Genomic DNA, 23992 nt, shown 5'->3' on the forward strand with positions numbered 1-23992 from the left:
CTCGCTTAGTCTGATTAAAACTAACTTATCACATTTAGTTAACGTTTTTGTCACATAAGGCGGCGCAATGGCAGAGCTACAGTTGGTTTCAGGTTTGTCCTGTCGGCAATTCATTAACGGCGAGTCGATTGAAGGTGAAGGCCATCAGGAGCCCATTGTTAATCCTGCCAATGGTGAAACACTGGTTTCTATTGCTGAGGCAACGCCAACCCAGGTCGGTAACGCAGTTGCCGCCGCGCAGCAGGCATTTTCCCACTGGTCACGTACCACTCCCGCTTTCCGGGCAGCAGTCCTGCTGCGCATTGCCGATGCCATTGAGCGGCAGGCAGAACATCTGGCACGCCTTGAAGCGCTGAACTGCGGCAAACCTTTCCATCAGGCACTGAACGACGATCTCCCTGCGGCCATTGACGTATTCCGTTTCTTCGCCGGGGCGGTGCGTACCCAGCAGGGTCAGTTGGCCGGTGAATATATTGAGGGGCACACCTCAATGATCCGGCGTGACCCGATCGGCGTGGTGGCTTCCATCGCGCCTTGGAACTATCCGCTGATGATGGCGGCCTGGAAGATTGCTCCGGCGCTGGCCGCGGGCAACACCGTAGTATTCAAACCCTCCGAACATACGCCATTGACTATCTTGGCCTTGGTGCCTGCGTTGCAGGAAATCCTGCCGCCAGGCGTGTTGAACATCGTCTATGGCGGTGGTGAAGGGGTGGGCAGCCATCTGGTTGGTCATCCGCAGGTTCGCTTGGTTTCCGTTACCGGCGATATTGTTACCGGGCAAAAAATCTTGCAGGCGGCAGTCAAAAGCGTCAAGCGCACCCATCTGGAACTGGGCGGTAAAGCCCCAGTGATCGTCTGTGACGATGCCGATCTGGATGAGGTCGTCAGCAGTATCCGCACCTTCGGTTACTACAATGCCGGGCAGGATTGCACCGCAGCCTGTCGCATTTACGCCCAGGCAGGCATCTATCCGAAGCTGGTGGAAGCCTTGGGGGACGCGGTCTCCAGCCTGCGCTTTGCCCGCAAGCGTGACGAAGATAATGAAATCGGCCCGCTGATCAGTAGCCGCCAGCGTGACCGGGTCGCCAGCTTTGTCGAACGGGCTCTCAGCCAGCCACATATCGAATTGATTACTGGTGCCGCAGCGCACTCCGGCCCCGGCTTTTACTACCAGCCCACGCTATTGGCTGGCTGCCTGCAAACCGATGAAATCGTCCAGCGTGAAGTGTTTGGCCCGGTGGTCAGCGTGACGCGTTTCGACACCCTGGAGCAGGCGGTGACCTGGGCCAACGACTCCGAATACGGTCTGGCCTCCTCGGTGTGGACACAGAATATCGACCGTGCGTTGCATATCGCGGCGCATCTGCAATATGGCAGTACCTGGATCAATACCCACTTTACGCTGGCGAGCGAAATGCCCCACGGCGGCTTAAAGCGCTCCGGCTACGGCAAAGATCTCTCCAGCGATTCATTACAGGATTACAGCGTTGTCCGGCATGTGATGGCGAAGTTCAAAGCTAGCTTCTAGCTAGCCACACGGCCGATTAATAATCGGCGGCAACCGTTCCTTGCCGCACTTTAAACTACGCAACACAGGGGTAATTACGATGGGAAAAACACACGCAATCACCACAGTCACCGCACTCTGTATGACGATCCTTTGCGGTATGGCTCAGGCCGCCGATACGCCGCAGCCGTTGGGTAAAGGGGAAGGGCGCTTGGATATCATCGCCTGGCCCGGTTACATCGAACGTGGTCAGTCCGACAAGAACTACGACTGGGTGACCCAGTTTGAGAAACAGACCGGTTGTGCGGTGAATGTGAAAACCGCCGCGACCTCGGATGAAATGGTCAGCCTGATGGCGAAAGGCGGTTACGATCTGGTGACTGCTTCCGGCGATGCCTCGTTGCGCCTGATCTTCGGCAAACGCGTGCAGCCAATCAATACCGCGCTGATCCCTAACTGGAAGAATATCGACCCACGTCTGTTAAACGGCCCTTGGTACAACGTGGCGGGTAAAACCTACGGTACGCCGTATCAGTGGGGGCCAAACCTGCTGATGTATAACACCAAAACCTTCCCGACGCCGCCAGACAGCTGGGCCGTAGTGTTCCAGCAACAAAACCTGCCGGACGGCAAGACCAACCAGGGTCGGGTGCAGGCTTACGACGGTCCAATCTATATCGCCGATGCGGCACTGTTCCTGAAGGCCACTCAACCCCAGCTTGGCATCACCGATCCTTACCAACTGAACGAAGAGCAGTATCAGGCGGCGCTGAAACTGTTGCGCAGCCAGCACGCGCTGATCCACCGCTACTGGCATGACACCTCGGTTCAGATGAGCGATTTCAAAAACGAAGGCGTGGTGGCCTCCAGCGCCTGGCCGTACCAGGCCAATGCCCTGAAAGGCGAAGGCCAGCCTATCGCTACCGTATTCCCGAAAGAAGGGGTTACCGGTTGGGCAGATACCACCATGTTGCACGCTGAGGCTAAGCATCCAAGCTGTGCCTACCAGTGGATGAACTGGTCGCTGGAGCCGAAGGTGCAAGGTGACGTGGCTGCCTGGTTTGGTTCGTTACCAGCGGTTCCAGCAGGTTGCAAAGCCAGCACCTTACTCGGTGACAAAGGGTGTGAAACCAACGGCTTCAACCAGTTCGACAAAATTGCCTTCTGGAAAACGCCACAGGCAGAGGGCGGCAAGTTCGTCCCTTATAGCCGCTGGACCCAGGATTACATCGCCATTATGGGCGGTAGATAACCATCCTTGTTCTCCCCTGCGAGCGCCAGACGGCTCCCTCTCCCTTTGGGAGAGGGTTGGGGTGAGGGGATCTTTTTGGAGCGTACATCATGACCATTGCTGTGCAGTTTATCGATGTCTCGCGCATTTTCGGCGATGTTCGCGCCGTGGATCGGGTTTCTGTTGAAATACAGGACGGCGAGTTTTTCTCCATGCTTGGGCCTTCTGGCTCGGGTAAAACCACCTGCCTGCGGCTGATCGCCGGTTTTGAGCAACTGAGCTCGGGCTCCATCCGTATTCATGGGCAGGAGGCGAGCAATCTGCCGCCTTATCAGCGCGATGTGAATACCGTGTTCCAGGACTATGCGCTGTTCCCGCACATGTCGGTGCTGGAGAACGTGGCCTACGGCCTGATGGTGAAAGGCGTTGCCAAGCGTGAGCGGCTGGCGCGGGCGAATCAGGCGCTGGAAAGCGTGGCGTTAGGATTTGCTGCCGAGCGTAAACCGGCGCACCTGTCTGGTGGTCAACGTCAGCGTGTGGCTTTGGCTCGTGCATTGGTCAATCGCCCACGCGTCCTGCTGCTGGACGAGCCGCTCGGGGCATTGGATCTGAAACTGCGCGAGCAGATGCAGGGGGAGTTGAAGAAGCTGCAACGCCAACTGGGCATCACCTTTATCTTCGTCACGCACGATCAAAGCGAAGCTCTGTCGATGTCCGATCGGGTGGCGGTATTTAACAATGGCCGTATTGAGCAGGTAGATGCGCCACGCGAACTGTATATGCGGCCAAGAACGCCGTTTGTTGCCGAGTTTGTCGGCACGTCTAACGTGGTACGCAGCGAACTGGCGGAGCGGTTGCTGGGGCAATCGGCCACCTTCTCGATCCGCCCGGAACATATCCGCCTGTTGGATCAAAGCGGGGCAGCGCAGGGGGAAGTTCAGGTTCAGGGTACCTTGCAGGATATCCATTACCAAGGGGCGGCGACACGCTATGAAATCGCCCTGAGCAGCGGTGAGAAACTGCTGGTCAGCCAGGCTAACCCGCAGTGGCAGGCCGTGGCACAGCAGCGCCTGATCGGTCAGCCGGTCACCGCCTGTTGGGCCAGAGAGGCAATGGTACCGCTGCTGGAGGAGAGGTGAGATGGACGTGAGCATCGAGCAGCCGGCAGCGCCCGGCGGTAAAATTCGCGCGATTTCAACCTACCTGTACCGCAAGCCAACGCTGTATCTGCTGTTGTTGCTGGTGCCACCGTTGCTGTGGTTTGGGGCAGTGTATCTTGGCTCGCTGCTGACCTTGCTGTGGCAGGGATTTTACACCTTCGACGATTTCACCATGACGGTGACGCCGGATCTGACCTTCGCCAACCTGAGCGCGCTGTTCAACCCGGCCAACTACGACATCATCGTGCGTACGCTGACCATGGCGGTGGTGGTTTCGCTGGCCAGTGCGGTGTTGGCATTTCCAATCGCCTATTACATGGCCCGTTACACCAGCGGCAAGGTAAAGGCGTTCTTTTATATCGCCGTGATGATGCCGATGTGGGCCAGCTACATCGTTAAAGCCTATGCCTGGACGCTGCTGCTGGCGAAAGACGGCGTGGCGCAGTGGTTCCTGCAACATATGGGGCTGGAGCCGGTGTTGGCGAGCATCCTGAGTATTCCCGGTGTGGGCGGTAATACGCTATCTACGTCTGGTCTTGGGCGCTTCCTGGTGTTTGTCTATATTTGGCTGCCGTTCATGATCTTACCGATCCAGGCGGCGTTAGAGCGCTTGCCACCTTCGTTACTGCACGCTTCTGCGGATCTGGGCGCGCGCCCGTCCCAAACGTTCCGCTATGTGATCCTGCCGCTGGCGGTACCGGGTATCGCAGCCGGTTCCATCTTCACCTTTTCACTGACGCTGGGCGACTTTATCGTGCCACAGCTGGTGGGGCCGCCGGGGTACTTTATCGGCAGCATGGTGTATGCCCAACAGGGGGCGATCGGCAATATGCCGATGGCGGCCGCCTTTACGCTGGTGCCGATCGTCCTGATCGCCATTTATCTTTCGATTGTGAAACGCCTGGGGGCCTTCGATGCACTCTGAACGCGCGCCGTTAGGGCTGAAACTGGCTGCCTGGGGTGGCCTGATCTTCCTGCACTTCCCGATAGTGATTATCGCCATGTACGCCTTCAATACCGAAGACGCGGCATTCAGCTTCCCACCGCGGGGCTTTACCCTGCATTGGTTCAGCGTGGCGGCGGGGCGGCAGGACATTATTGATGCGGTACTGCTTTCAGTGCAGATCGCCTGCCTGGCCACGGCGATTGCGCTGGTGCTCGGCACGTTGGCAGCAGCGGCCCTGTATCGCCGGGACTTCTTCGGCAAGGACAGCATTTCGTTGCTGCTGCTGTTACCTATTGCCTTGCCGGGGATCGTCACCGGTCTGGCGCTGCTGGCGGCCTTCAAGGCGTTGAATATCGAACCGGGGATCATGACGATCGTCATCGGTCATGCCACCTTCTGCGTGGTGATCGTGTTCAACAACGTGATCGCCCGTTTCCGCCGTACCTCACACAGCCTGATCGAAGCCTCGATGGATTTGGGGGCCGATGGCTGGCAGACCTTCCGTTACGTGATCTTGCCTAACCTTGGCTCGGCACTGTTGGCGGGGGGCATGCTGGCCTTTGCCCTGTCATTCGACGAAATCATCGTGACCACCTTCACCGCCGGGCACGAACGTACGCTGCCGCTGTGGCTGCTGAACCAGTTGGGCCGCCCACGTGATGTGCCGATCACCAACGTGGTCGCGCTGTCGGTGATGGTATTGACGATGTTCCCGATCCTGGGCGCGTACTACCTGACCAAGGGCGGAGAAAGCGTCACAGGCAGCGGTAAATAACATCCACTTCGTCTTTCAAGCCATATGCGTTGTTGGCTGCGAGCGTAGCTATGACGTGAAATCCATTGGGGATGGGAACTGTATCTCTAAGAATGAATAACGAGGTATTTGCCATAAAGGCAGGCACCGAATTACGCCAATATTTCAAAGGATAACCCTATGCAAAGCCAACTGCTGATTAATGGTCAACTGGTTACCGGCCAGGGCGAAAAGTTGCCGGTCTACAACCCGGCGACGGGAGAAGTGATTGTGCAGGTGGCCGAGGCCAGCGCACAGCAGGTTGAAGAGGCCGTGCAGGCCGCCGATGCGGCGTTTGAACAGTGGGGGCAAACCACCCCGAAAGAGCGTGCCGAACACTTACTGGCGCTGGCGGACGTGATTGACCAGCATGCTAAAACCTTCGCCAAACTGGAGTCCCTGAACTGCGGCAAGCCTTATCACTGCGCGCTGAATGACGAACTGCCTGCGGTAGCCGATGTCTTCCGCTTCTTCGCCGGTGCCAGCCGTTGCCTGAGTGGTATGGCGGCCGGTGAATATCTGGCGGGACACACTTCGATGATCCGTCGCGATCCGCTGGGTGTGGTGGCTTCGATTGCTCCCTGGAACTACCCGCTGATGATGGCCGCCTGGAAGTTGGCACCCGCGTTGGCGGCAGGGAACTGCGTAGTGATCAAACCTTCTGAACAGACGCCGCTGACCACCTTCAAGCTGGCCGAATTGGCCGCTGCCGTGTTCCCGCCGGGCGTGCTTAACGTGCTGTTTGGCCGTGGTGCCAGCGTGGGCGATGTGCTGACCGGCCACGACAAGGTGCGGATGGTGTCTCTTACCGGCTCTATTGCTACTGGCGAGCATATCATTGCCCATACCGCACCTGGGATTAAACGCACCCATATGGAGCTGGGGGGGAAAGCACCGGTAATCGTCTTTGATGATGCCGATATTCAGCAGGTCGTTGACGGCATCCGCACCTTCGGTTTTTACAATGCCGGGCAGGATTGCACCGCCGCCTGCCGGATCTATGCGCAAAAAGGCATTTACCCGCAACTGGTGAAAGCGCTGGGTGAAGCGGTGGCCAGCTTGAAGATCGGGCCACCGGAAGACAGCAGTACCGAACTGGGGCCGTTGATCACTTCCCAGCATCTGGAGCGGGTGATTGGCTTTGTTGAGCGGGCCAAAGCACTGCCTCATATCCAGGTGGTCACCGGGGGCGAAAAAGTCGCTGGCCCTGGCTTCTATTTCCAACCAACGCTGTTGGCAGGCGCGCGCCAGGAAGATGAGATCGTCCAGCGTGAAGTGTTTGGCCCGGTCGTGACGGTGACAGAATTCGACGACGAAGCGCAGGTGCTGGCCTGGGCCAACGCCTCCAATTACGGTCTGGCTTCCTCCTTGTGGACGCGTGACGTAGGGCGTGCTCATCGCCTGAGCGCGCGTTTGCAGTACGGCTGCACCTGGGTGAATACCCACTTTATGCTGGTGAGCGAAATGCCGCACGGCGGGCAGAAGCTGTCTGGCTATGGTAAAGACATGTCGATGTACGGGCTGGAGGATTACACCGCCATTCGCCACGTCATGTTCAAACACTAATCTGCTTGATCTGACAGGATTTATACGCACAATAACGCGGCTCTCAGGCTGGCTTCGGCCGTCTTATATTAAAATCCCCTATGGATTTCAAGCTGCAGCTAGGCGACAAGCTATCTCACCCCCAGGAGCTTACGTTTAGTAAGTGACTGGGGTGTGATAGTGCAGATAGCAGCTTGAAAGACGACGGGGATAAATGAAGGAAGCTTTATGGCTATTACCCGTCGCGATTTTCTTAATGGGGTGGCGATCACCATCGCCGCTGGGCTAACGCCGATGCAGATCCTGCGTGCATCGCCACAAGCTGCCCATCGAACCCTGTATTACCCACCCGCGTTAACTGGTCTGCGTGGCAATCATCCAGGCTCATTCGAACATGCCCACCAACTGGGGCGTGATGGCAAAACCTTTGATTTTGGCAGCCTGCCGATCGAGGAAGAGTTCGATCTGGTGGTGGTCGGCGCTGGCATCAGCGGCCTGGCGGCAGCCTGTTTCTGGCAGCAGATGAAGGGCAAACAGCAACGTATTTTGCTGATTGATAACCATGATGACTTTGGCGGCCACGCCAAGCGTAACGAATTCAGCAGCGAGAACGGCACCCTCCTCGGCTACGGGGGCAGCGAATCGTTACAATCGCCGCGTTCCAACTTCAGCCCGGTCGCCATGGGGCTATTGAAAAACCTGGGCGTTAGCCTGGACGGTATGGAAAAGGCCTTCGACACCACTTTCTACCCGGATCTGAATCTCAGCCGTGGCGTTTACTTCGATCGCCAGAACTTTGGCGTTGATAAGGTTGTCAGTGGCGATCCGGGCCGAGTGGTGGCGGATGATATCCCGCGTGACCGCCTCAATGGTCGCTCTTATGAAGATTTTATCAACGACTTCCCGTTGCCGCAGGCCGATCGTCAGGCCTTGATTGCGCTGCACACCGTTGAAAAAGACTACCTGCCGGGTCTGAGCCAGGAAGAGAAGATGGCCTGGTTGGACAAGCACAGCTATAGCCAGTTCCTACGTGAGAAAGTGGGGCTGAGCGAAATGGCGATCCGCTATTTCCAGCAAACCACCAACGATTTTCAGGCCGTCGGCATTGATGCGACCTCATGCAGCGATGCTCGAATCTGTGATCTGCCGGGCCTGAACGGCATGAACCTGCCGCCGCTGGATGAGGAATCGCAGGCCGATCTCGACGATCCCTATGTGTTCCACTTCCCGGATGGCAATGCCACGCTGGCTCGCCTGATGGTGCGCCATTTGATCCCGGCGGTGGCACCGGGTGGCAAAGATATGAACGATGTCATCCTGGCAAAGTTTGATTACAGCCAGTTGGATCGCCCCGAGTCTCCGGTAAAACTACGCTTGAACAGCACCGGGCTGCACGTGACCAACGTGGGTGATAAGGCCGAGGTGGTCTATATCAACGGTGAGAAGATGGTCAAGGTTCGCGCTGGGCAGGTCGTCATGGCCGGTTACAACATGATGATCCCTTATCTGATCCCGGAAATGCCCCACGAGCAGCAAGAGGCGCTGAAACAGAACGTTAAATCGCCGTTGGTATACAGCAAGGTGGTGATCCGCAACTGGCAGCCGTTTATCAAACTGGGGGTGCACGAAGTCTATGCCCCGACTGCGCCTTATAGCCGAGTGAAACTGGACTACCCGGTAAGCATGGGGGGATATCAGCACCCACGCGATCCAAACCAGCCTATCGGGCTGCATATGGTGTATGTGCCGACATTGCCCGGCAGCGGCCTTAGCCCGCGTGAACAGTCGCGCAAAGGACGAGCGCTGTTGCTAGGAACTCCGTTTGAGGTACACGAGCAGATGATCCGTGAACAATTACAGGGCATGTTGGGTGCTGCCGGATTTGATCATCAGCGCGATATTCAGGCGATCACCGTCAACCGCTGGTCGCACGGTTACTCCTATTTCCTCAACGGCATGTTCGATGATGAAGATGAGTCTCAAAAGATCATCGAAACCGCGCGGCAGCCGATCGGCAAGATCGTCATTGCCAATTCTGATTCCGACTGGAGCCCGTATGCCAACTCGGCGATCGATCAGGCTTGGCGAGCAGTCAATGAACTGGCCTACGGCAAGGTTGCTGCCAAGGAGGGAGTATGACTCTGCGCCCGTTGTATCTGATGCTATTACTGGTTGGTGGCTCGGTTCATGCTATGTCCGCCGGTGAATACGTGGCAAAGGTGGGAGACTGCACGGCTTGCCATACGGCTCCGGGTGGTAAGGAACTGGCGGGCGGGATGAAGTTCCCAACGCCGGTAGGGGATATCTATGCCACCAATATCACGCCGGATAAACAGCAAGGTATTGGCAGCTACAGCTTTGAAGAGTTCGACCGTGCCATGCGTCAAGGCGTGGCCAAAGATGGGCATCGTCTGTATCCCGCCATGCCTTTTACCGCTTACGCCAAAATGAGCGAACAGGACATGCGCGCTCTGTATGACTACCTGATGCACGAAGTCCCGGCGCAAGACACCGCCAACCGGGAAAGCGATATCAGCTGGCCATTGTCTATGCGTTGGCCGTTAGCGGTATGGAATATGCTGTTCCATGAAGACCAAACCTATCAGCCAGCGAAGGATCAAAGCGCCCAGTGGAATCGCGGTGCCTATCTGGTGCAGGGGCTGGGCCACTGTGGCAGTTGCCATACTCCGCGCGGCTGGGCGATGCAGGAAAAAGGGCTGGATAACCAATCCGCTGAGTTCCTGAGTGGCGCAGAGTTGGATGGTTGGTATGCACCGAGCCTGCGTGGGTTGAAGTCGGATGATGTGGTTACGCTGCTGAAAAGCGGCCGCAGCCAACATGCGGCAGTGGCTGGGCCGATGAGCGACGTCGTGGCGCACAGCACGCAATACCTCAGCGATGACGATTTAAAGGCTATCGCGCAGTATGTACACAGCCTGGAGATAGAGGCACCGAAACCTGTAGCAACTTCGGCGGCATCAAGCGCAAGTATGGCTTCAGGCGGGCAGACCTATGCGATGTACTGTTCAACTTGCCATGGCAATAAGGGGGAGGGGAGCGACAACGTCATACCTGCTCTGGCTGGCAATCTGTCGGTGACGGCGGATAATCCGCTGACTGCTTTGCGTGTGGTGCTGGAAGGCGCTCATACGCCGGTCACCCAACATGCTACGGCGATCGTTATGCCGGGTTATGGTTGGGTGCTCGACGATCAGAAGGCTGCCGATCTGATGAGCTATCTACGCGGGAGCTGGGGGAACCAGGCTGCGCCGGTGACGGCGGAGCAGGTCCGGGATGCACGGAAGCTGACTAAATAACAGGTTGTTGGGGCGCAGCATGCTGCGCCCGTTCCCTGATGTGTTACAGCACCTTATGTGGACCGAAGCATTCGTAATGGATACGTTCGGCTTCCACGCCCATCGCCAGCAATTGCTTACCTACGTGCTGCATAAACGGCACCGGACCACAGAAGTAGTAATGCATCTGTGGATCGCTCAATTCGCCACGCAATGCGCTCAGATCCATCAGACCCTGGCTGTGATAATCGCGGCCCTGCACGTTATCGGCGCTAGGTTCGCGATACCAGACATGACGGCTCAGATTAGGCATGCGCCCGGCAATATCTGCCACTTCGTCAGCAAAGGCATGCACTGCACCGTTTTCTGCGGCATGCAGCCAATGGATGTTGGCCGGATGCTGATTGTCGTGCAGGGTGTTAAGCATCCCCAGCATTGGCGTTTGGCCAACGCCTGCCGAGATTAATGCCACCGGCGTAGTCGGTTCTACCTGCAGGAAGAAATCGCCGTGTGGTGCCGCGAGATGAATGATATCGCCTTCTTTGGCCTGCTGATGCAGGTAGTTGGAAACGGCTCCCTGCTCCTCACGTTTGACCGCGATGCGGTAATATTCCCCGTTCGATGCAGTGGTGAGTGAATACTGGCGGATCTCCTGGTGTTGCAGGCTGTCATCGTTAATATAAACCGCCAGATACTGGCCTGGCTGGTAATCGGCCACGCGACCACCGTCTACCGGTGCCAGTACAAAGCTGGATATCACCTCACTCTGCGGCTGTTTTTTCACGATGCGGAAGGCACGCAAATCACGCCAGCCGCCGTCACTCTTTTCCGTTTCCTGATAGATCTGGCCTTCACGCTGGATAAACACGTTAGCCAACACCCCGTAAGCTTTTCCCCAGGCATCGAGCACTTCCTGGCCAGGGCTGAACATTTCGTCCAACGTGGCTAACAGGTGGTGGCCGACAATCTGATACTGATCGGGCTGAATATTGAAACTGGCGTGCTTCTGGGCAATACGTTCTACCGCAGGCAGCAGGGCGGCCAGATTTTCCAGATTGCTGGCGTAAGCGCAGATGGCATCGAACAACGCCTGGCGCTGATCGCCGTTACGCTGGTTGCTCATATTGAAAATATCTTTCAACTCAGGGTTATGGGCAAACATGCGATCATAGAAGTGGGCGGTCAGTTTGGGGCCGGTTTCGGCTAACAGGGGAATGGTCGATTTAACGGTGGCGATGGTTTGACTATCCAGCATGGTGATACTCCTTGACGGGCGTTTTTATGTTTATTTGATAGGTGTATTTTAAATGCATCTTATAAAATTCACCCGTGCTTGTAAATATCCCTGTTTTTGTTATGGAGTTGTTAACCGTCGATCGCCTTCACAGAACATGAAAAAAGCGCATTTTGTTGATGAGTAAAACTCCGTTGCCAAAATGCGTCCTTTAAGGGTTCAAAGCCTTACGCCATCTGATGCCAATCGTTTGCGTAAAAACCTCTGTCAAGACCTATCTTCGATAGGCCGAAACGGTTTACACTGTGACCCAGAACCCATATGGGTAAAATTATCCCCGTCGTCTTTCAAGCTGCAGCGTTGTTACCTGCACTATCACACCCCAGTCACTTACTAAACGTAAGCTCCTGGGGATGAGATAGCTTGTCGCCTAGCTGCAGCTTGAAATCCATAGGGGAAAGCTAGCTGATTTCAGTCAGGAGATGCCGGATGTTAAAGCGTGAAATGAACATTGCTGATTATGATGCCGAACTGTGGCATGCAATGGAGCAGGAAGTGGTGCGTCAGGAAGAGCACATTGAGCTGATTGCGTCTGAGAACTACACCAGCCCGCGCGTGATGCAGGCCCAGGGTTCCCAACTGACCAACAAATACGCAGAAGGCTATCCGGGCAAGCGTTACTACGGCGGTTGCGAATACGTTGATATCGTTGAGCAACTGGCGATCGATCGCGCCAAAGAGCTGTTCGGTGCCGACTATGCCAACGTGCAGCCACACTCTGGTTCCCAGGCTAACTTTGCCGTTTATACCGCGCTGCTGCAGCCGGGCGACACCATCCTAGGGATGAACCTGGCACACGGCGGTCACCTGACGCATGGTTCACCGGTGAACCTGTCCGGTAAGCTGTATAACGTGGTGCCTTACGGCATCGACGAAACTGGGCAGATTGACTATAACGATCTGGCCAAACAGGCGCAGACCCACAAACCAAAAATGATCATCGGCGGCTTCTCAGCCTTCTCCGGTGTGGTTGATTGGGCCAAAATGCGTGAAATCGCTGACAGCATCGGCGCATACCTGTTCGTGGATATGGCACACGTAGCGGGGCTGATTGCCGCTGGCGTTTACCCGACCCCGGTTCCTCATGCCCACATTGTGACCACCACCACCCACAAAACGCTGGCGGGTCCACGTGGCGGCCTGATCCTGGCCAAAGGTGGTGATGAAGAGCTGTACAAGAAACTGAACTCTGCCGTCTTCCCTGGCGGCCAGGGCGGCCCGCTGATGCACGTGATCGCCGGTAAAGCGGTAGCGTTGAAAGAAGCGATGGAACCTGAGTTCAAAGTATACCAGCAGCAAGTGGCCGACAACGCCAAAGCGATGGTGAAAGTGTTCCTGGAACGCGGTTATAAAGTGGTTTCCGGCGGCACCCACAACCACTTGTTCCTGCTGGATCTGGTGGATAAGAACCTGACCGGTAAAGAAGCCGATGCCGCGTTGGGCCGTGCTAACATCACCGTAAACAAGAACAGCGTGCCAAACGATCCGAAGAGCCCGTTTGTGACTTCTGGCATCCGTCTGGGTACCCCAGCGGTAACTCGTCGTGGCTTTAAAGAAGCCGAAGTGCGTGAACTGGCTGGCTGGATCTGTGACGTGCTGGACAACCTGAACGACGAAGCCACTATCGAACGTACCAAGAAGAAAGTGCTGGATATCTGCGCTCGCTTCCCGGTTTACGCCTAAGTACTTCGATTGGTTTGCAGATAAACCCGCCTCGGCGGGTTTTTTTAGCGTTGTTGCAGCTAAACTGTGAACTACTTTGCACTCTAGCCCTTTGAGCATGAATGAAGATTGCTGCAAGGTGTGAGCTCTGTCAAAGTATTGCCCTCATCCTGGAGGGAACATGGTTCTGCAATCAACGCGTTGGCTTGCTCTCAGTTATTTCACGTACTTCTTTTCCTATGGCATCTATCTACCGTTTTGGAGCGTTTGGTTAAAAGGCGAGGGGATACCGCCTGAAACCATCGGTATTTTGCTCGGCGCTGGCCTGGTAGCGCGTTTCTTGGGGAGCCTGCTGATTGCTCCACGCGTGAAAGATCCCTCTTATTTAATCACCGCGTTGCGCCTGTTGGCGTTGCTCTCCCTGGCGTTTGCCGTCGGCTTCTGTTTCGGTAATGGCTGGGCCTGGCTGATGCTGGTGATCGCCGGTTTTAACCTGTTCTTCTCCCCGCTGGTTCCCCTTACCGATGCGTTGGCTGCCACCTGGCAACGGCAGATCACTCTGGACTATGGCCGAGTGCGGCTATGGGGATCGCTGGCCTTTGTGATCGGTTCGGCGTTAACCGGCAAGCTGGTGTCCGTTTGGGGCCATAATGCGATTTTGATCAGCCTGTTGGTCAGTATCCTGGCGATGTTGGTGGGTATGTTGCTGAAACCGAGCGTGCTGCCACAAGGTGAGGCACGGGCGCAGAATGAACCTAGCCGCTCCTGGCGCGAACTGCTCAGCGAAGGGCCAGTCTGGCGTTTTCTGCTGTGCGTGACGCTGTTGCAAGGGGCACATGCCGGTTATTACAGCTTTGCCTCCATCTATTGGGAAGAAGCGGGTTACTCCGCGGCAACTATCGGCTACCTGTGGTCTTTGGGTGTGGTCGCCGAAGTGGTTATCTTTGCCAGCAGCAATTTCCTGTTCCGCCGCTGGAACGCGCGTAATCTGCTGTTACTTTCCGCCGTGTGCGGCCTGTTGCGTTGGGGCCTGATGGCAACCACGACGGAAATCGGCTGGTTGTTGCTGGTGCAAGTGCTGCATTGTGGCACCTTCACGGTCTGCCATCTGGCGGCGATGCGCTTTATTGCGGCGCGTCAGGGGGCGGAAGTGATCCGTCTGCAGGCGGTGTATTCGGCGCTGGCGATGGGCGGCGGCATTGCCGTGATGACCGTGGTGGCGGGCTTCCTGTTCGAGCACTATCAGGGCGGAGTGTTCTGGGTGATGGTGGCGGTAGTGGTACCAGCGTTGTTTATTCGCCCACCGGCGGTAGCGGTTAGCAGCAACCGCTAATGGCTTTCCAGCAGCGCACGGATCGCCTTGCGCTGCTGACGCTCTAGTGGCAGTTCGGTAATAATCAGTGTAGGTGGTTGCTCCTGGTTCGGTGTGGCGTAGGGGCTAATCACCAGCGTAATCCCTTGCGGTGCGCCAGCAAGCAGGTAGTCGTGTAAGGGCTGATATTTGATATTCAATGGCAATAGCGTCAGCTCGCGGATCTGATATTCCACTTCTTCTTCCAACTGCGGGTTATCCAGCGTTAGCAACAGTATCTGCTTTTCATGCAGCGCATTGCCCTGCATCAACCAGGCACCGAAGCTGATCGCCACTAGCCCTGCTTCTTCCCGCGAAAATTGAATCTCATACTCCTGTTCAAATGGCGCTAACGCCTCTTGCGTGGTGCGCATCAGCCGGGGATATTTACGGACCACCTCTTCCAGTAGCGTATTGTCGATGCCGATAGCAAACCGGCAGCGTTCCACGGCAGGGGCCAAATGGGCAAACAGCTGGCTGATTAACCCCTCCTGGCTGCTGAAATGCATGCCGGAGATCTGCTGGAAGCGTTCCACCACCTGGCCAATGGCCGCCATCAGGCGTTGGTCCTCTGGCGAATCGCTGCTCTGGTAGCTGTGACTTTTCAGCAGGGTAAACATCAACACCAGGAAGTCGCGCTCTCTACTATCACCGGGCTGGCCAAACAACTGATTCAGCGCTTGATGCAGTCCCACCGTCGCCAGGTGCTCTGGCTTGCTTTGCAGCCACTCATGTTGGCGGCGATCAAATTGAGGATGGCGCTGATGCTGGCTAGCCCAGACGCAATAACAAAGATAGTGTTGCAAGAACTGCCGGTCGCGCTGTTCAAAACGGCGGTTAAGGCGCTGTTCACATTGATTGATGCACAATTCCAGTGCCGGAAGCTGTTGGTGCTGAAGCTGTATCGCCCGCTGAAACTGAGGGCCAAAGTGTTGTTCGACAAACTCTGGGCTGCAACGTAAGGCTCGCCGTAGCCATTGGAGCAGACACAAACGAAGATCCAGCTCGCTGCCTTGGATCTGGTAGCCCTCGTCGGGGTCGCCGCTGATTTCCAGATGATGGAAATGCTGGATCTCGCTGGCAACCTCGGCTATATCTTGCCGGGTAATGAGCAGGTCTACGCCGTTGATTTGGCCGATTGTCTCCAGTTGTACCGAGGGTACTGGCGCATACAGCATCAGCAGTAAATGACAGCGCCGTTGTTGACCGGAGAACTCAGGCGCAGAAGAAGTCTCCAGGCTCATATCACCTTCTGGCAGGTTGTTTTTAAATTATGTTTAAGCATAGCAAAAGGCTCTGCGGGGGCGTGGTCGTTACCCCTGCTTTTACTTCGGCTTACTACTTTCGTCACAGTTATTCGGCTTGTTAACGCCGGTTGAGGTTTGGTTGATGTTATATTATAACAATAAAAAGTATGCTTGGATGATGAAACGCCGCGCACTGGTGGCCTGCTTACTCATGATGATCAGCATGGGCGCACTCGCTCATCCTCACAGTTTTATCGATATGAACACCACCTTTGTGGCTAAGGATCAGAAGCTGACCGGTTTAAAAATGGTTTGGGTAATGGATGAGATCACCTCGGCGGATCTGCTGTATGACGCAGAAAATGCCAACAGCGATTCAGAAGTCTGGAAAAAACTGGCGGCGGAAGTGATGGCTAACGTCCTCGGGCAGCACTATTTCACCGATATTTACCGCGCAGGCAAACCGGTGAAATACCTCAATCTGCCAACCGAATACCATCTATCCCGGCAGGGTCATAAGGCGGTACTGGAGTTTGTGTTACCGCTGGCTGAGCCACAGCCGTTGGTGGGAAAGCCCTTTGAGATTTCCACCTACGATCCCACCTATTTTGTGGACATGACCTATCAGGATCAACAGGCGCTGCACTTGCCACCAGAGATGGCAAAACAGTGCAAATTCAGCCTGATGACACCAAAGCCTGATTCGTCATTACAAGCCTATGCATTGTCTCTCGATAAGAACGACTCGCCCGGCGAAGATATGGCATTAGGGCAACAGTTTGCCCAGCGGGTGACGCTAACATGTCAGTAAACCTCAGCCAGATCGGCAAACCTCAGCGCCATTGGGCCTTCAGCCTGTGGCCGTTGTTGCTGTTCTTTGTTCTGCTGGCGGCGGGGGCCAAATGGGTTTGGCATTACTGGCCGCAGCTATTGATGCAAAGCGTGGTGTGGCAGAAAGGGCTACATCAGGAAATGGCGGCGTTGCTGCAACAGGTAAAGGCTGCTCCCCAGCAGGCGGGAGTGGCGCTGATGCTGTTCAGCCTAGGCTATGGCGTGTTGCATGCCTTGGGGCCGGGCCACGGTAAAGTGGTGATCGCCACCTATCTGGCTACCCACCCGGCAAGGTTGAAAAGCAGCCTGAAGCTGACGTTTGCTGCCTCCGTGGTGCAGGGATTGGTCGCGATTGCCCTGGTCACGCTAGTGCTGGTGGTGCTGCAACTCTCTTCCCGCCAGTTGCATCAAAGCAGTTTCTGGTTGGAGAAGGGCAGTTTTATTCTGGTGATCCTGCTTGGTGGCTTGTTGACCTGGCGTGCGTTAAAGCGCTTGTTTAGGGCGGTGAAAGCCATGTGGCCTCGGCCTGCGCTGCGTATCAACAGCTTGCAGCCTCTGCCAGCCGATCATGTGCATAGCGCGAATTGTGGTTGCGGCCACCGGCATTTACCGAGCGATGAGGAACTGCAAGCTGGCAATGATTGGCGTACCAAAACGGCGATTGTGCTGGCAATGGGGCTACGGCCTTGCTCCGGGGCGATCCTGGTATTGCTGTTTTCCAAGGTGATCGGCGTTTTTACCTGGGGCGTGTTGTCGGCACTGGCCATGGCACTGGGTACCTCGATCACGATTTCCGGGTTGGCGCTGTTGGTGCATTACAGCCGTAAGCTGGCGATACGCATCAGCCGTCAGCGCGCACCGGCGGCCTGGAGTGCGGTTGCCTGGGGGGTGTTGGCGTTAGCCGGAGGTTTAATCTTGCTGTTTGCCGGTGTGCTGCTGTACGTCAGTGCTCAGCCGGAATTTGGCGGCGGGATACGACCTTTTTCCCGTTGATCGCGAGATTAAATATTGAACAAATAGATAGCATAAGTAAAATAACCTAATGTAATCCCTCAGGATTTCTTATAAAGAAAGAGAGGTTTATCATTAGTTTCTATGAGTTCCAAGCCAGATTCCGGCGTATCTATCAGGAAAATATAGCCTGGAAGTTATTGCGCACGAATAACGCTCCGCTGATATTGGCTTTCGTCGCCGATCTGTTCAGTGAGGAAAATGAAGTGCCCTATGGGCGTGCCCGCATTCTGTTGGACAGCATCCTTGAACAGTGCCGCCTCCAGGGCGTTTGGATCACCGAAAGCCCGGCAACCAGCTATCTGAATCAATGGATCCAGGCAGGGTGGTTACGTGAGTTGGACGGCCAACTGACCAAAACCGATGCCTGTGAATTTGAAAGCCTGTCTTTTAGGGGAACGCCCTTTTCCCATACGTGTTTCGCTGAAACCACCGACGAATCGGGCAATATTAGCTGACCTGGCGCATTTTCAGCGCTACGTCGGTGCCTGGCGGCAATTTCCGCAGCAGCAATGGCTTGAGTGGGAAGAGCGTAATTATCGAACGTTGGGGAGCCAGCGGGTGCCGATGGCGTTGGTGCTTGAGGATATCACCAGCTTGCTGGCTTATCTGGGGAAAGAGGCACAAGCCCGCAGTGATAGCTGGGTACGAAATATGACGCCATTATTGGCGATAGAGGCCAAATTGTACCCGGTATTGGTGAATTATCTGGAGTTGTTAGCCTCGTTGTCCCCGATAGATATTCAGCGGTTGCAGCAGTTAATTCCTCAGCTTAAACCCGGTATGGGGAATGGGCAGTATCTACGTGCTTTACCGCTGCAAGGCGTCGATACCAAATTTGTAGAGCAATATGTTCGCTTGATTAGCGATCTGCTCGATTGCCTGCATGATGGGGTGATCAAAGCGCAAGGGGGTTTGGCTAACTGGCTGGATGTTAAAGGTAATCATAAAGGCTGGTTAACGGTACGCCCGCTATGCGCCGCCGCGCAGGTCAGGTTGGGGGGATTAGGGTTGTTGCAGTTAACGGTGGATGAGCTGCGACAACAACCGTTACCGGCCAAACATATTCTGGTGGTGGAGAATGTGCAGTCAGGATTGGGATTACCCTTATTGGCAGATACGATAGCGGTATCCGGCGGAGGGAAGAATGTCAGTTGGCTGGATGCACCCTGGCTGGCCGATAAACAGGTCGCTTACTGGGGCGATATCGACTCGTGGGGATTGCATGTGTTAAGTGATGCGCGCGGCAAATTACCACAGCTGACAGCCCTGATGATGGATCATACCACCGTGATGCGCTATTCCGCGATGATGGTTGATGAGGACTCTTCGATGACCGTAGTGCCAACGCACCTGACGGCGGATGAACTAGCGCTGTTTAAGGCGTTGATCGCGGGAAGTTACCCAGGAACGCGTTTGGAGCAGGAGAAGCTGGCGCCGGATTATATCCAACAGCGACTCGGTGAATGGTTGAGCTGTTTGCAGTAGAAAACGCGGCATCAGTAGCCTGATGCCGCCCGAGATTAACGCTTCAGCGCTTCACTCAGTTCTTCACGCATGTTGGAAAGAATTGCTTTCACCACACGTGGGTTACCGGCAACTACGTTGCCCGAGCTGAGGTGGTTGTGGCCGCCAACGAAGTCGGTGACCAGGCCGCCAGACTCACGTACCAGCAGTTCGCCAGCAGCAAAGTCCCAAGGCTTCAGGCCGATCTCAAAGAACCCGTCAACGCGGCCAGCGGCAACGTAGGCCAGATCCAGCGCGGCGGAACCGGTACGGCGGAAGTCGGCACATTGGGTGAACAGTTTGCCCAACAGGTTGATGTACGCCGGTGCGTGCTGTTTGACTTTGAACGGGAAGCCGGTCGCCAGGATGGTGCCATCCAGATCTTTGGCGTTGGTGCCGCGCAGACGGTAACCGTTGAGCTGTGCGCCCTGGCCACGGGTGGCGGTGAACAGTTCGTTGCGCATTGGATCGTAAACCACGGCCACTTCGGTACGGCCTTTAATGCGTACGGCGATGGAAACGGAGAAGTGGGGTAGACGTTTGATGAAGTTGGCGGTGCCATCCAGTGGATCAATCACCCATTGTACATCCTGATCTTCACCGGTTAACTCACCGCACTCTTCACCAATTACGGTGTGTTTCGGGTAAGATTTACGGATGATTTCGATGATCAGACGCTCAGCCTCGCGATCGACGTTAGTGACAAAGTCGTTAGAGCCTTTTTGTGTCGCTTCTACAGCGTCTGGAGTCTCGTAATTTTTGGCAATCAGGTTGCCAGCCTTGCGCGCAGCGCGCACGGCGATAGTCAGCATCGGATGCATGGGTATCTTCCACAGGATGTTAAAGAACAGGAAACGGCGCGAAGTATAGCAGGTGTTCGGCAAAATACCTACGACTGTGTTAGGATGCTACGATTTTCCGCAACGCTCAGAGTTTGTATGCTGCACAATATCCGCATTGTTCTAGTTGAAACCTCTCATACTGGCAACATGGGTTCTACTGCCCGCGCCATGAAAACCATGGGGTTAACTAACCTTTATCTGGTCAATCCACTGGTGAAGCCCGATTCCCAGGCGATCGCCCTGGCCGCAGGTGCCAGCGATGTGATTGGCAACGCCACGATTGTCGATACTTTTGATGAAGCCATTGCGGGTTGCCGCTTGGTGGTGGGCACTAGTGCTCGTTCACGCACTCTCCCGTGGCCGATGCTGGAACCCCGTGAATGCGGCGTGCGCGCGGTACAGGAAGGGGAGCAGGGGCCGGTTGCGTTGGTCTTTGGCCGTGAACGCGTTGGGCTAACCAATGACGAATTACAGAAATGCCATTATCATGTCGCTATTCCCGCCAACCCGGATTACAGCTCGCTGAATCTGGCTATGGCAGTGCAAATTCTGGCGTATGAGGTTCGCGTTGCCTTCCTCGATCGCCAGCAGGTGGAGGCCGCACCGGTGGAAGAGTCGCCGTATCCTCTGGTGGATGATATTGAACGCTTCTATCAGCACCTGGAGCAGACGCTGGTACGCACCGGCTTTATCCGCGCCGCCCATCCAGGGCAGGTGATGAACCGTTTACGCCGCCTGTTTGCTCGGGCACGCCCGGAAGCGCAGGAGTTGAATATCTTGCGTGGTATGCTGACGTCGATTGAGAAACAGGATAAACAGCAAGGTAATTAATTTTGCTGTCACCCGCAGTTACGCAAGATAGTATTGCTTATCTGCGGGTTATAAGGTGTATTTTATATACATCGGATAGGAATGCGCACAAAAAGCACGAATACTTGAGTAAATTAGTGGGTTAAATAGTTGACTGATTTACTCGGGAATGTCAGAATTTGGCCCATGTTTGACCAACAGGTAACCAATTAGCTATGAGACTGACATCCAAAGGCCGTTATGCAGTAACTGCCATGCTCGATGTGGCATTACACTCCCAGGAAGGGCCGGTACCACTGGCGGATATTTCCGAACGCCAAGGTATCTCGCTCTCTTATCTGGAACAACTGTTTTCCCGTCTGCGTAAGAATGGCCTGGTGGCCAGCGTACGTGGGCCAGGCGGCGGTTACCTGCTGGGCAAAGACGCGGACGCTATCGCCGTGGGTGCGGTGATTTCCGCAGTCGACGAGTCAGTAGACGCAACCCGTTGTCAGGGTAAAGAAGGCTGCCAGGGGGGCGATCGTTGTCTGACCCATACCCTGTGGCGCGATCTGAGCGAGCGCATCAGCGGGTTCTTGAACAATATTACGCTGGCCGAATTGGTGAACAACCAGGAAGTGCTGGACGTGGCAGACCGTCAAAATAGCGATTCGCGCCGCACGGCCAACGGTCGTCTGCAAGAAACGATCAACGTTAATCTGCGCGCATAAGCAGCTGGCGACTAATTTATTGGTTTTTGGAAGTGATGTACGGAGTACAAGAGCAATGAAATTACCGATTTATCTGGACTACTCGGCCACGACTCCCGTCGATCCGCGTGTTGCCGAGAAGATGATGCAGTTTTTGACCCTGGACGGCACTTTCGGTAACCCGGCCTCCCGTTCCCACCGTTTCGGCTGGCAGGCGGAAGAGGCGGTTGATATCGCCCGTAACCAGATCGCTGAACTGGTTGGCGCGGACCCGCGTGAGATCGTCTTCACCTCTGGGGCCACCGAATCCGATAACCTGGCGATCAAAGGCGCTGCCAACTTCTATCAGAAGAAGGGCAAGCACATCATCACTAGTAAAACCGAACATAAAGCCGTGCTGGATACCTGCCGCCAACTTGAGCGCGAAGGTTTTGAAGTCACCTATCTGGCACCGCAGAGCAACGGGATCATCGATCTCCAGGTTCTCGAAGCCGCGATGCGTGAAGACACCATCCTGGTTTCCATCATGCACGTGAATAACGAAATTGGCGTGGTGCAGGACATCGCTGCCATCGGCGAAATGTGCCGGGCGCGTGGCATCATCTATCACGTCGATGCAACCCAGAGCGTAGGTAAACTGCCTATCGATCTGAGCAAGCTGAAAGTGGATCTGATGTCCTTCTCCGGCCACAAGATTTATGGCCCGAAAGGTATTGGTGCCCTGTATGTGCAGCGTAAGCCGCGCATCCGCATCGAAGCCCAGATCCATGGCGGTGGCCATGAGCGCGGTATGCGTTCCGGCACCCTGGCAGTGCATCAGATCGTTGCCATGGGCGAAGCCTATCGTATTGCCAAAGAAGAAATGGCCAGCGAAATGGCACGCCTGCGCACTCTGCGCGATCGTCTGTGGGACGGCGTGAAAGATATGGAAGAAGTGTATCTGAACGGCGATCTGCAACACGGTGCACCGAACATTCTCAACGTCAGCTTCAACTATGTTGAAGGTGAGTCGCTGATCATGGCGTTGAAAGACTTGGCGGTTTCTTCAGGCTCAGCCTGTACTTCTGCCAGCCTTGAACCCTCCTATGTGCTGCGTGCACTGGGTATGAGTGATGAGTTAGCGCACAGCTCGATCCGTTTCTCCCTGGGGCGTTTCACCACGGAAGAAGAGATCGATTACACCATTTCGTTGGTGCGTAAATCCATTGGCCGTCTGCGCGATCTCTCCCCTCTGTGGGACATGTTCAAGCAGGGCGTGGATATCAACAGCATCGAATGGGCACATCATTAATTCTCAGCATCCAGGAGCAACGTCATGGCTTACAGCGAAAAAGTAATCGATCATTATGAAAACCCGCGTAACGTAGGGTCGTTTGATAACGAAGATCCTACCGTCGGTAGCGGTATGGTAGGGGCACCGGCCTGTGGCGACGTGATGAAGCTGCAGATCAAGGTTAACAACGAAGGCATTATTGAAGATGCCCGTTTCAAAACCTACGGCTGCGGTTCCGCCATCGCTTCCAGCTCGCTGGTGACCGAATGGATGAAAGGCAAGTCTCTTGATCAGGCCGAAGCGATCAAAAATACCCAGATCGCCGAAGAACTGGAGTTACCTCCGGTTAAAATTCACTGCTCGATTCTGGCCGAAGACGCCATTAAAGCAGCGATCGCCGACTACAAGAGCAAACACAGCGCCAAGTAGTTATACTCGTCATACTTCAAGTTGCATGTGCGTTGGCTGCACCTGTTCACCCCAGTCACATAGTTCATCTATGCTCCTGGGGATTCTCGGGCTTGCCGCTTTCCTGCAACTCGAATTATTTAGAGTATATTAATAAGTCATTTAGCCCGCTCTGCGGGCTAAGATTGAAGAGGTTGTTATGTCGATTACCATGAGCGACAGCGCCGCGCAGCGGGTTCAGGCATTTTTGGACCACCGTGGCAAAGGTCTCGGCCTGCGTCTGGGCGTGCGAACTTCCGGCTGTTCAGGAATGGCGTATGTGCTCGAATTTGTTGATGAAACGAACGACGATGATATCGTTTTTGAAGACAAAGGCGTCAAGGTGATCATTGACGGCAAGAGCCTGGTCTATCTGGACGGCACCGAGCTTGATTTCGTCAAGGAAGGTCTGAACGAAGGCTTCAAGTTCAACAACCCGAACGTCTCAAGCGAGTGCGGCTGCGGCGAGAGCTTTAACGTCTGACAGTCCATCGTGCTCCCCCGTGACCCACGGGGGAACCTCAATCATCACGATAACGCCCCGAGCA

At 55.4% G+C, this 23992-nt stretch carries 22 protein-coding genes; 19 read left to right on the forward strand and 3 right to left on the reverse strand.

The annotated features are described in order from the left end of the window. Window positions 1–67: 67 nt before the first annotated feature. The 8 genes from KAJ71_RS14595 to KAJ71_RS14630 all read left to right on the forward strand — a co-directional run bounded on the left by KAJ71_RS14595 (window position 68) and on the right by KAJ71_RS14630 (window position 10502). Entirely contained in the window at window positions 68–1531 is a 1464-nt protein-coding gene (locus KAJ71_RS14595) for a gamma-aminobutyraldehyde dehydrogenase (RefSeq protein WP_248946399.1), read from the forward strand. Window positions 1532–1610: 79 nt separating this feature from the next. Further along, window positions 1611–2762, forward strand: a complete 1152-nt coding sequence (gene ydcS / locus KAJ71_RS14600) for a putative ABC transporter substrate-binding protein YdcS (protein WP_248946400.1) — start codon at window positions 1611–1613, stop codon at window positions 2760–2762. An 89-nt stretch (window positions 2763–2851) separates the two neighbouring features. Further along, entirely contained in the window at window positions 2852–3880 is a 1029-nt protein-coding gene (locus KAJ71_RS14605; RefSeq protein ID WP_121607577.1) for an ABC transporter ATP-binding protein, read from the forward strand. A 1-nt stretch (window position 3881) separates the two neighbouring features. Continuing rightward, window positions 3882–4826, forward strand: coding sequence for an ABC transporter permease (locus KAJ71_RS14610; RefSeq protein ID WP_248946401.1), 945 nt, complete (start codon window positions 3882–3884; stop codon window positions 4824–4826). Further along, entirely contained in the window at window positions 4816–5622 is an 807-nt protein-coding gene (locus KAJ71_RS14615) for an ABC transporter permease (protein ID WP_248946402.1), read from the forward strand. The genes KAJ71_RS14610 and KAJ71_RS14615 overlap by 11 nt, the downstream gene beginning before the upstream one ends. 159 nt (window positions 5623–5781) lie before the next feature. After that, on the forward strand, window positions 5782–7206 hold the full coding sequence (gene patD / locus KAJ71_RS14620; protein ID WP_248946403.1) for an aminobutyraldehyde dehydrogenase: 1425 nt from the start codon (window positions 5782–5784) through the stop codon (window positions 7204–7206). 207 nt (window positions 7207–7413) lie between these two features. Beyond that, complete coding sequence (locus tag KAJ71_RS14625) at window positions 7414–9324, forward strand: NAD(P)-binding protein (RefSeq protein ID WP_248946404.1); 1911 nt, start codon at window positions 7414–7416, stop codon at window positions 9322–9324. Next, window positions 9321–10502: a cytochrome c gene (locus KAJ71_RS14630; RefSeq protein ID WP_248946405.1), complete on the forward strand. Its 1182-nt coding sequence runs from the start codon at window positions 9321–9323 to the stop codon at window positions 10500–10502. The genes KAJ71_RS14625 and KAJ71_RS14630 overlap by 4 nt, the downstream gene beginning before the upstream one ends. Window positions 10503–10545: 43 nt before the next feature. Here KAJ71_RS14630 and hmpA read toward each other — a convergent pair whose 3' ends face one another. Further along, the gene (gene hmpA / locus KAJ71_RS14635) at window positions 10546–11736 is read right to left on the reverse strand and encodes an NO-inducible flavohemoprotein (RefSeq protein ID WP_248946406.1); all 1191 of its coding nucleotides are present in this window, start codon (window positions 11734–11736) and stop codon (window positions 10546–10548) included. A 468-nt stretch (window positions 11737–12204) separates the two neighbouring features. Between hmpA and glyA the strand changes: the two genes are divergently transcribed. Together glyA and KAJ71_RS14645 are read left to right on the forward strand one after the other, a co-directional pair. Continuing rightward, window positions 12205–13458, forward strand: coding sequence for a serine hydroxymethyltransferase (gene glyA, locus KAJ71_RS14640; RefSeq protein WP_248946407.1), 1254 nt, complete (start codon window positions 12205–12207; stop codon window positions 13456–13458). A 160-nt stretch (window positions 13459–13618) separates the two neighbouring features. Beyond that, window positions 13619–14770 (forward strand): 3-phenylpropionate MFS transporter, encoded by a 1152-nt coding sequence (locus KAJ71_RS14645; RefSeq protein WP_248946408.1) that lies wholly within the window; start codon window positions 13619–13621, stop codon window positions 14768–14770. On the opposite strand, the gene csiE is transcribed toward KAJ71_RS14645, so the two are convergent. Further along, window positions 14767–16032 carry a stationary phase inducible protein CsiE gene (gene csiE / locus KAJ71_RS14650; protein ID WP_248946409.1) on the reverse strand — a complete coding sequence of 422 codons (1266 nt, stop codon included), beginning with the start codon at window positions 16030–16032 and terminating at the stop codon, window positions 14767–14769. The two genes, KAJ71_RS14645 and csiE, sit on opposite strands and share 4 nt — an antisense overlap. Window positions 16033–16177: 145 nt before the next feature. Between csiE and KAJ71_RS14655 the strand changes: the two genes are divergently transcribed. The 4 genes from KAJ71_RS14655 (at window position 16178) to KAJ71_RS14670 (ending at window position 19365) form a co-directional block, all read left to right on the forward strand. Further along, on the forward strand, window positions 16178–16846 hold the full coding sequence (locus tag KAJ71_RS14655; RefSeq protein ID WP_375540738.1) for a DUF1007 family protein: 669 nt from the start codon (window positions 16178–16180) through the stop codon (window positions 16844–16846). Then, window positions 16837–17859: a nickel/cobalt transporter gene (locus tag KAJ71_RS14660; protein WP_248946411.1), complete on the forward strand. Its 1023-nt coding sequence runs from the start codon at window positions 16837–16839 to the stop codon at window positions 17857–17859. The genes KAJ71_RS14655 and KAJ71_RS14660 overlap by 10 nt, the downstream gene beginning before the upstream one ends. A gap of 143 nt (window positions 17860–18002) precedes the next feature. Further along, entirely contained in the window at window positions 18003–18335 is a 333-nt protein-coding gene (locus KAJ71_RS14665; RefSeq protein WP_511268708.1) for a DUF3375 family protein, read from the forward strand. Continuing rightward, a complete protein-coding gene (locus KAJ71_RS14670; RefSeq protein WP_248946414.1) occupies window positions 18241–19365 on the forward strand; it encodes a DUF3322 domain-containing protein in 1125 nt (374 codons plus the stop codon). Before KAJ71_RS14665 ends, KAJ71_RS14670 begins: the two co-directional genes overlap by 95 nt. A gap of 35 nt (window positions 19366–19400) precedes the next feature. Here the strand turns inward: KAJ71_RS14670 and suhB are convergent, their stop codons facing one another. Then, a complete protein-coding gene (gene suhB / locus KAJ71_RS14675; protein ID WP_248946415.1) occupies window positions 19401–20204 on the reverse strand; it encodes an inositol-1-monophosphatase in 804 nt (267 codons plus the stop codon). 117 nt (window positions 20205–20321) lie between these two features. Between suhB and trmJ the strand changes: the two genes are divergently transcribed. From trmJ to iscA, 5 genes are all read left to right on the forward strand, one after another. Further along, window positions 20322–21056 carry a tRNA (cytosine(32)/uridine(32)-2'-O)-methyltransferase TrmJ gene (trmJ, locus tag KAJ71_RS14680; RefSeq protein WP_248946416.1) on the forward strand — a complete coding sequence of 245 codons (735 nt, stop codon included), beginning with the start codon at window positions 20322–20324 and terminating at the stop codon, window positions 21054–21056. A 194-nt stretch (window positions 21057–21250) separates the two neighbouring features. Beyond that, on the forward strand, window positions 21251–21745 hold the full coding sequence (gene iscR / locus KAJ71_RS14685) for a Fe-S cluster assembly transcriptional regulator IscR (RefSeq protein WP_248946417.1): 495 nt from the start codon (window positions 21251–21253) through the stop codon (window positions 21743–21745). A 55-nt stretch (window positions 21746–21800) separates the two neighbouring features. Continuing rightward, window positions 21801–23015, forward strand: coding sequence for an IscS subfamily cysteine desulfurase (locus KAJ71_RS14690; protein ID WP_248946419.1), 1215 nt, complete (start codon window positions 21801–21803; stop codon window positions 23013–23015). Between the two features lie 24 nt (window positions 23016–23039). Beyond that, window positions 23040–23426 carry a Fe-S cluster assembly scaffold IscU gene (gene iscU / locus KAJ71_RS14695; RefSeq protein WP_004952090.1) on the forward strand — a complete coding sequence of 129 codons (387 nt, stop codon included), beginning with the start codon at window positions 23040–23042 and terminating at the stop codon, window positions 23424–23426. 178 nt (window positions 23427–23604) lie between these two features. Continuing rightward, window positions 23605–23928: an iron-sulfur cluster assembly protein IscA gene (iscA, locus tag KAJ71_RS14700; protein WP_021178859.1), complete on the forward strand. Its 324-nt coding sequence runs from the start codon at window positions 23605–23607 to the stop codon at window positions 23926–23928. The last annotated feature ends 64 nt before the right edge of the window (window positions 23929–23992 follow it).

The organism is Serratia silvae, from assembly GCF_023282985.1.
Lineage (GTDB): Bacteria > Pseudomonadota > Gammaproteobacteria > Enterobacterales > Enterobacteriaceae > Chania > Chania silvae.